At 66.1% G+C, this 7,839-nt stretch carries 8 protein-coding genes; all 8 read left to right on the forward strand.

Translation table 11 applies throughout. The features are described 5' to 3' along the window. Window positions 1-922 precede the first annotated feature (922 nt). The 8 genes from ABZS40_RS35855 to ABZS40_RS35890 all read left to right on the forward strand — a co-directional run bounded on the left by ABZS40_RS35855 (window position 923) and on the right by ABZS40_RS35890 (window position 7,600). Window positions 923-1,318, forward strand: coding sequence for a hypothetical protein (locus tag ABZS40_RS35855; RefSeq protein ID WP_354949108.1), 396 nt, complete (start codon window positions 923-925; stop codon window positions 1,316-1,318). After that, complete coding sequence (locus ABZS40_RS35860; protein WP_354949110.1) at window positions 1,318-1,995, forward strand: dTMP kinase; 678 nt, start codon at window positions 1,318-1,320, stop codon at window positions 1,993-1,995. Before ABZS40_RS35855 ends, ABZS40_RS35860 begins: the two co-directional genes overlap by 1 nt. Window positions 1,996-2,011: 16 nt before the next feature. Further along, window positions 2,012-2,821 carry an isocitrate lyase/phosphoenolpyruvate mutase family protein gene (locus ABZS40_RS35865; RefSeq protein WP_354949112.1) on the forward strand — a complete coding sequence of 270 codons (810 nt, stop codon included), beginning with the start codon at window positions 2,012-2,014 and terminating at the stop codon, window positions 2,819-2,821. Window positions 2,822-2,855: 34 nt separating this feature from the next. Continuing rightward, window positions 2,856-3,317 carry an NUDIX domain-containing protein gene (locus ABZS40_RS35870; RefSeq protein WP_354949114.1) on the forward strand — a complete coding sequence of 154 codons (462 nt, stop codon included), beginning with the start codon at window positions 2,856-2,858 and terminating at the stop codon, window positions 3,315-3,317. Between the two features lie 5 nt (window positions 3,318-3,322). After that, the gene (locus ABZS40_RS35875; protein WP_354949116.1) at window positions 3,323-3,979 is read left to right on the forward strand and encodes a TylF/MycF/NovP-related O-methyltransferase; all 657 of its coding nucleotides are present in this window, start codon (window positions 3,323-3,325) and stop codon (window positions 3,977-3,979) included. Continuing rightward, window positions 3,976-4,884 carry an NAD(P)-dependent oxidoreductase gene (locus tag ABZS40_RS35880; protein ID WP_354949118.1) on the forward strand — a complete coding sequence of 303 codons (909 nt, stop codon included), beginning with the start codon at window positions 3,976-3,978 and terminating at the stop codon, window positions 4,882-4,884. The genes ABZS40_RS35875 and ABZS40_RS35880 overlap by 4 nt, the downstream gene beginning before the upstream one ends. After that, window positions 4,881-5,759: a hypothetical protein gene (locus ABZS40_RS35885; RefSeq protein WP_354949120.1), complete on the forward strand. Its 879-nt coding sequence runs from the start codon at window positions 4,881-4,883 to the stop codon at window positions 5,757-5,759. Before ABZS40_RS35880 ends, ABZS40_RS35885 begins: the two co-directional genes overlap by 4 nt. 89 nt (window positions 5,760-5,848) lie before the next feature. After that, entirely contained in the window at window positions 5,849-7,600 is a 1,752-nt protein-coding gene (locus tag ABZS40_RS35890) for a radical SAM protein (protein WP_354949122.1), read from the forward strand. Window positions 7,601-7,839: the final 239 nt, after the last annotated feature.

Here is a 7,839-nt window from a genome sequence, read left to right on the forward strand (position 1 = left end):
ATCGACCTGTCGCTATCCATAGCGAACCTATCGGAAAGCCACCAACCAGACGCAACGCATAGATCAGATCAAGTTACTGCGGACCGCCCTCTCAGGCTGCTTCCATTCGGATGGCATTGAGCAGCGTGGACATCGCACACATAGGGTCACTCACCATTCAAGGCGGCGCAACCATGGACGGCTGGAAGGCAAAGTGCCCGTCGTCGACGATCACTGATCGAAGACTCATGGCCGGTCAAGCCCTCACCGATGTCATCGCCCTCGCTAGAAGGACGACGAGACGCCGTTCCCCATGAGCAGCCCGAAAAATACCTAGCCATTCGGCGATTGCCAGCCGCCCACCGATCGACGGCACCAGTGCGGGCCGTGGCCGGGAGGCACCATGAGCGGCCTTGCCGGATCGAGCGCCTTCCACGGACACCAGGTTCCGAATGCACACCGCGCATGCGGACAAGTTCGTCTGTCCGCATGCGCCTGCTGGCTCACGGCGCTTGTGTGTGCCTCAATTAAGTGCGGCTGTCGGTGCTTCGCCGCACTCGTCCGCATGATCCCGGAATGAGGAATACCTGTGCCTGCTCCGCCTCAGTCAACAACGACTCCGCCGCCCCTACACCGGCTGTGGCTCACTGTCGGTGACGGCCTCCAGATCCAACGGGTTCACCTTTACCTCGATGAGTGGCATGAGATTCTCACATCGGACGCGCCGTTGCCGGACCTAGAAGGCGGCGGCGTTGCTGCGGCGTTGGCGGCTAATCCGGTCCCGGACATCACGTCGGCGTCTAGCCGAATCGACGCTGCCGGACTTAGACCATTCATCGACCTCGCGGCGCGGTATGCGTTTCCGGTCGGGCCGACAAGCGCGTTGGGACCCACGGCACTGGCCCAAGCCAGCGCGTTGACGAGGCACGGTGTCCGTCAGGTAGTGGCCGCCGATCTCACTGCTGTTTGCAGCGCTGCTGCCTGGTTGGTCGGGTTCCTCGCGGTCATCCGTCAGAGCGGGGTCCACCACGTGACCCTCCGAACTGACAAGCCGCCTCTTGAGCTGGCAGTGCTGCGGGAGGCTTGCGGCGTCGTCGCACTTGGCATGGCCATCCGGGTGTTGGAGGAACATCTTCGCGCGGACGGTGTGACCGACGATCGCCTGCGTGGCGCCTACTGCCAGGCGTTGGCGACGAGCGTCACCATTGAACGCAGGATGCCGGAACTGTTGGAGAAGCTGGCCGAGCTGCGTCTCGTTGACCTGGTGTCGATGTCGGTGCCATGGCGGGGCCGATTCACGAAGTACGCCGGCGGTACCGGCGCGGGTCAGGTGGAGTGATGCAGCGCTATCCGTTCATCGTGATTGAAGGCTTGGACGGTACCGGGAAGACAACGGTACGCAAGGGCCTGTTTCGGCTGTGGGAAGGGCTGTACGGAATCACACCAATGTGCATTCTGACCAGCAACTTCCTAGCCGCCAATACCGCTGCGGACCTCGTGGAGGGCAAGTACCAACCGTCGACGGACAACCGTGACCGGTACCTGGAGGCTCTGGTGGCCGACAAGGCGGCGACGCTTGCTCAGTTGGTGCGACCGGCACTGGTGAATCGTCCAGTGATCAGCGATCGGTGGCTGGTCAGTGAACTGGCGTTCTTCGCCGTCAAGCACGACATGAAGCCGAGGGACACATACGAGCGGCTCGCTGCCGGTATCACCGAGCCGGTCGATGTGACACTGGTGCTCGATCTGGACCCGAGTGACTCACTGCAGCGAGCGCATGGGCGACAGGGTGACGCCGTGCGGGCGGACTGGGACGTGCTTGACGTGCAAGCGCGGGTGCGTCAGGTCTACACCGAGATCGTCAACGAGCCCGCGGCCTACCCGCTTTTGGGCAACGTGGCACACATCGACGCCAGCGCCAGCCCCGGCGCGGTCCTGAACCAGGTCTGGCGGGCCCTCATCGAGCACGACCTCGTGCCGCAGCGGTCCCGCGACGGGAGGACCGGTGAGCGCTGAACGCCTCCGTCGCGGCTTGACCGCACAAACCGGCACCCCGGTCCGGGCGGTCGGTGCGGTAAACGCCCTCGCCGCGACCGCCGCCTCCGGTGCTGGCTTCGACGCGCTCTGGGTCAGCAGCCTGGAGGTCTCCGCCGCAGCCGGGCTTGCCGACGCGAACGTACTCGGCGTGCGCGACCTGTGCGACGTGGTGCTCGCGGTCGGGCGCACTGCCCACCTACCCGTGGTGGTTGACGTCGACAACGCAGGCGGCTCCGCGGATTCGGCCCGCCGCTTCGCATTCGACCTCGCCCGAGCCGGTGCCGCAGCACTCTGCCTGGAGGACAGCGCCTACCCGAAGTGCAACAGTTTCAGTACCCACCGCACCCAGGGCCTCGCCGAGGCCAGCGTCGTCGCGGATCAGCTACGGGAGATGCGTCGGGCCGGCGACGATTTGGTGCTCATCGCCCGCACGGAGGCGCTGATCGCCGGTGCACCCTTCTCCCAAGCCCTGGACCGTGCCCGCTACTACGCCGAGCACGGTGCGGACGCGGTGCTGATCCACTCCCGTGACCCGTCAGGGGATGAGGCATTACGCACGGTGCGGGAATGGGCCGCGCCCGTTCCCCTAGTCACTGTGCCAACCGCCTTCTCTCACCTCGGTTGGCAGGAGCTCGGCCGGGCCGGGTTCGCCATGTGCATTTACGCCAACCAGCTCAGCCGAGCCGCACTGGCGGGTATGCGCGCCGCCGCTGCGGAGTTGGCCGGTACCGGCTCGCCTGGCACGGTGCCGCTGGCCACTGTCGGTGAGTTGCTGGCGATCGGTGATCCCTACGCCCGCGTGTGAGCCCAGCGCCCCGCCCCTCGTTCAGGAGGCTCACATGCCCCTACTGCCGCAGATCAGCGTGTCGGTGAAGGCCGCCGTCCTACGCGACGACCACGTGCTGCTGTTGTCCTACGACGACGCCAGCGGCTTCCACTACAACCTGCCGGGAGGCAAGGCCCGCGAGGGAGAGTGCCTGCGCGACGCCGTGCGCCGCAAGGTCGCCGAGGAGACCGGGCTGCGGGTGCGGACGGATCGGCTGCTGTTCGTCGTGGAGTACGTGCCCGAAGTCTGGCGCGGGGAGTTCGGCGACGTGCAGAAGGTGCAGTTCAACTTCCTCGCCGAGCCCCTCGACGACACTGCGCCCCGCATGTCGGATCCAGTCGATCCCGACCAGATCGGGTTCGAGTGGGTGCCGATGACCTCGTTGGCCAGCAAACAGTTGCTGCCACGTGTCGTCCCGCAACTGCTCGACGCACTCGGCGGGGACCGGAGCGACTGCCTCGTGGACCGGTGGTGACCGCGGTGAGCGGTCGCCTGGAAACGCTACGCGAGTGGTTGCTCGCCGAGCACGCCAACACCGTAGACGCCGACCGGCTGACCGCCATCGCAGCCCACCTACGGCAGACGATCGAAGAAAGCGTCGAGGGCGCGCTCGTTGAGGTCGGTTGCTATCGAGGTGCCATGGCGCTGTGGATGCGCGCAGTGCTGAACGATTTCGGCGACAGCAGGCGGCAGATTCATGTCTATGACTCCTTCGCGGGCCTACCGGCCCCAGGCGATCGGGACTCGAGCCACCTGAGGGAAGGCGAGCTGGTGAGCACTCCGGCGGACGTCGAGGCCACCCACGTCACTTGGAATGAGCCAAGCCCCGTGATCCATCCAGGCTGGTTCGCCGACACCCTGCCTCGCGAACTGCCTCACTCCATCGCGTTCGGCTACCTCGACGGGGACTTCTACGACTCCATCCACGTTTCGTTGACGGAGTGCGTTCCTCGGCTGAGTCGCGGCGGCGTGCTCATTATCGACGACTACGCCGACACGGTGTTGAATCCGAAGGCGTGGGACGGCCTCCCCGGCGTCAAGCGGGCCTGCGACGACTATTTCGGTACACCATCCCCTGTTGAAGTTCTCGTCGGTGATGGTGACCTCGCCTTCGGTCTGTACCGGCGGGTCGAATGAATAGCATCCTGCTCATCGAGGGCAGTGCCGACCCTCGTCCGCTGGCCCAGGCACTGCCGGGAGTGCGCGTCGAGGTACTAGACCGGCTACCGAGGACGTCCCATCCCGCAGTCGCGGCCGTCATGCGTTCCGGCACCCGGCTCACGGTCGGCCACCTCGACCACCTGCCGGCACTGCGACATGTCGTGCGACCGGGTTCCGGCACCGACAACATCGACGTCAGTGCGCTCGCGGCCCGCGGTATCACCGTTCACCGCAACCCTGTCGCCAACGCCGCAGCCGTCGCGGAATGGACCCTGCTGGCTGCCCTCAGCGTTACGCGCCGGGCGGCGCTCGGGCACAACGGCCTTATCGTCGGTCGTCACCTCAAGACTGCCTGCCTTGGACGTCACCTGGCGGAGCAACGCGTCGCGATCTGGGGCGCCGGTCCCGTCGGTCTCGCCATCAAGCAAGTACTGGGCCCGGCCGTGCAGGACCTCGCGTATGCGGCTTGGCCCTCGAATCCTCCGCATCTACCGCAGCAACCCGCAGAACTGCTGATCGATTGGGCAGATCTACACATCGTGGCACTGCCGCTACGCGAGACCACCCGATCGGCCGTTGGCCCCGCTTGGCTGGCACGCGCAAAGCGACGCAGCCCGGCACTGGTCTGCGCCGGAAGGGTAGAGACGCTTGATCTGCCCGCCTGCCTGGATGCCTTAGACGCCGGCACGCTAAGCGGCTTGGCCGTCGACGCAATCGACCCTGAGCACGTCGCCTCGCTCACCCGGCCGAGCGAGCCGCGCAACCTGCTGCTCACCCCGCACATCGGGGCACAGCGTGCGGACGTGCGGCGTGCCCTAGACCACTGGACGGCCGAGACCCTACGAGCTGTCTTGATGCCCTCGCGAGAGGAGGTTCGATGACCAGCTCGGCGGACATTCGAACCGAGATCGCGGCCCGCGTCGCAGCCGAACTGAGCAACAACCATGGCGTTGACGAGGTTTGGCTGGAGGGTGCCCTGGCTGTCGGCCTGGCTCACGCCGGCAGCGATATCGACCTGCGCGTCGTCTTCCACGACCGTCCGCCCATGCTGCGCTCTCGAATGGTGGACGGCGTACGGGTTGACCTCGCCGCATGTACTTACACCGACATCCAATCGCTGAGGAGCCTGGCGAGTTCCTTCGACGTGGGTTTCGACGACGTCGAGCGCTTCAGGCAGGTCCGCGCTGCGCTCGGGCAGCTCACCCACCTGCGGACGGCGCGACGGTACACCCCAGCAGGATGGCAGGTGGTCGCTACCGCGAGCGAAATTTCCTGCTACCGAAACTGGGTGGTCGCTGACCGGATCGAGTACGTCCTCAGCCTGGTCGAGGACCTCCTCGGGCTCGTCACCGACCAGCTACCTGCCGAGGCCGAGGTGGTCTGCCGCCAGCTGGAGGTCTGCCTTCTCGGCCTCGACCTCGTGGTAGCGGACCAACCGCTACTCGGCGACAAGTGGCTACCTTCCCTTTGGCGTCGAATCAACGATGGGCCACCACCGGCACTCCCCACCTCGGCATGGAATGCCGAGGACTTCTCCTGGTTTCCGGCCGTCCGGCAGCGGGTCACCGCCGCGCTCCTCCGGTGTTGGCCGGACATGATCGCCACCGAAGAACTGCCCCCGGCCGGAACGAGTGATCAGGGCTGGCTGCCCCAGCGCTACGCAGACGGCTGGTTCCTGCGTCGCGGCAACCAACGCGTCCGACTTACCCCCGGCCAGCTCAACGGCTGGCTGCGATTACACCGCGAGGGAGGCTGACGATGTCACCGACCGTAACCACTCCGGAGGCCATCTACCGACCCCTGTCCGCCACCGAGGATCGCCGGCCGGTCTCGGTTATCCTCAAGTTGCGCGGCGACACCTGCAATATCGACTGCCTGTACTGCTACGAGAAGCGTAAAGAAACCCCTGGTGGAGCCCGGCTCTCCGCCGATGACGCCGGCCGGCTGACCACGATCTTCGGTGATCGGCCGGTCGCTGTCGAACTGCACGGTGGCGAACCACTGACCATCGGCCGGGCCTACTTTGCCGAAATGCTCGACCGACTCGCGGCCCAACCCAACGTCGTCCGTGTGTCGATTCAGACCAACGCCCTGTTGCTCGACGACGCCTGGCTCGACCTCATTGACGCGCACTACCCGAACCTGGAGATTGGGGTCTCACTCGACGGCGACGCCGAGAGCAACGCTTGGCGCATCGGCTACGACGGCCGGCCCACCTACGACCGCGTCGCCGCCGCCCTGAACCTGCTCGCAACACGGGGCAAGCACGTAGGGGTGATCACCGTCGTCACCTCTGCCGTGCTCAACCGCGCCGTCGAGATCCTCGACCATCTCGCCGGATTTGCGGCTGTACGCGCCGTCAACCTCGTACCCTGCTTCGACGCCGCCGACATCGCCCCAACCCGGTCCGTTGGCGTACGGGTGCCGGCGAGTCGACAGCTGCAACAAGCGGCACTCACCGTCCCAGACCGGCCCGCCTGGGCAACCACGCCAGGGGAGTACGCGTCCTTCGTCCTCAGTGCGACCGCACACTGGATCAGCAGCGGTTTGTTCGAACGCATCAAGCTCGAACCAGCGGTCTCGGCCATCCAGCGTCTCACCGGCGCATCTGCCGCCATCTGCCACTTCTCCGCCGCCAAGTGCGACCACGTCTTCACCGCCTACCCCGACGGCCGCCTGGGCAGCTGCGACGAGCTACCAGGGCCGCAGGCCCAACTCGCCATGCTCCCCGAGGTCACAGAGGAAGCCGATCTTATTCGGGCACAGCGGCAGTTGCCGCTTCTTACCGCCGGCCGGTCGCTGATGGTGAAGTGCGCGAGCTGCCGCTATCGCGACACCTGCGGAGGCGGCTGCGTCGCCACCCGCTGGCGGGCGCACCAGCACTCCGACAGCGACGACGAATACTGCGCCTACCGGATGCGGCTAATTGACGGCGTCGCCGCCCTCCTCGCCGAACCCCATCGACCCGGTGCCATTTCCTGCCGCGCGGTGCGATGGCGCCCCCGCCTTCCCAACTCGATGCCCGACGTCGCCGGCTTCCTCGACCGCTGGGACGACCCCAGCCGATTGAGGCCAACAGTGATCCTGCGGCCCAGTGAACACGGCAACATCAACAGTGCAGGTTTGCCCGGTATCCACCCTGCCGACGACCTCGACCCGCAGCACCCTCAGTGGCGGGATGGCATCGAGCCCGCGGTCTGGCCACTGATCGACCTGCTGACCCGACGCTTGGGCTATGTGACATACGACAGCTGTCAGGGCCACCGGTACACCGACCTCGATCTGGCACCTGTCGGCCTGCGCGTCGGCGTCCTTCCGCGAGACCGCATCGAATCCGCCCAACTCAGCAACGTTCTGTGCCGGCTGCACACCCGAGCACGGCAGGTGCTGCCAGCTGCCTGTGAGCTGTTGGTCGGCCGGGACCGGCTGACCAGCGAGGCCACCAACCGCCAGTATCCGGTCCTCGATCTCGCCCTCGCCCCGACGGCTGGCTGGGACGAATATTTCGCCACCCTGAACGACGCAGTCGCCGCTATCACCGGCGCGATGGACGACATCGCCCGTGACGCGCGCGCCGACTGCGAATGCCGCTCCTGAGCCCGCCCACGTCTCAAGGACGGAAGTCATGATTCATGTATCCGAGACCCTGACCACCCACAGCGTGGAGAGCTTCCTCAGCCCGACCGACGTCGAACATCTCGCCACCGTGATGGACGAAGTCCTCGCCTCGGCTGGCACCCATGGGCTTGACCCGTTTCGACGGACAGGGTCGTTGTGTTGATTTTAGTTAGGCGGCTTGGTCGATCGGTAGCGGTTGTGAGCTGGTGGCCTCGAAA

The sequence above is a fragment of the Micromonospora sp. NPDC005324 genome, assembly GCF_040607155.1.
GTDB lineage: Bacteria > Actinomycetota > Actinomycetes > Mycobacteriales > Micromonosporaceae > Micromonospora > Micromonospora trifolii.